Raw genomic sequence first — 614 nt, 5'->3', positions numbered from 1 at the left:
AACAGGCCCTTGAGGACGAAGCTCGAGATGACATCGCCCGTGAAGAAGCTGAAGTCGAGATTCATGTCCGCCCCTCGACCGTCGCCAGCGACGGCCTATCCCCCGAGGGGATGCGTGCCGGCTTGGGGGCGGCCCGGCGCTCGGCCCGCTCCAGGATGTTGAAGAGTCCTCTCACTTGCCACCCCCACCCACCATGCCCGGCACGCGCACGCGCTGCTCGATGAACTGGGCGATGCGGTTGATCGTGAAGGCCGAGGCGAAGTACAGGCCGGTCACCGCGAGGTAGATCTCGATGCCGCGCGAGGTCTCCTCCTGCGCCTGCATCGCGAACATCGTCAGCTCGGCGATGCTGACGGCGAAGGCCACCGACGAGTTCTTGACGATGTTCATGCTCTCGCTGGTGAGCGGCGGGATGACGATGCGGAAGGCCATCGGCAGGATCACGTGGCGGTAGGTCTGGCCCAGCGTCAGGCCGAGCGCGAGGCCGGCGTAGCGCTGGCCGCGCGGCAGCGTCTGGATGCCGGCCTTGACCTGCTCGGCGATGCGCGCCGAGGTGAAGAAGCCCAGGCCGACGACGACCAGCACGAAGCTGGGCACGGCCTTGAGCGGCGGGA

At 67.6% G+C, this 614-nt stretch carries 1 protein-coding gene; it reads right to left on the bottom strand.

Annotated elements, in window-relative coordinates:
- Positions 1-171 precede the first annotated feature (171 nt).
- Positions 172-614, bottom strand: a 443-nt coding sequence (locus tag Q8X39_RS20465) for an amino acid ABC transporter permease (RefSeq protein WP_305751543.1), incomplete at its 5' end; no start/stop codon positions are given.

Source organism: Leptothrix discophora (genome assembly GCF_030705305.1).
Classification (GTDB): Bacteria; Pseudomonadota; Gammaproteobacteria; order Burkholderiales; family Burkholderiaceae_C; genus Sphaerotilus; species Sphaerotilus discophorus.
This window is presented reverse-complemented; position numbering and strand designations above follow the sequence as displayed.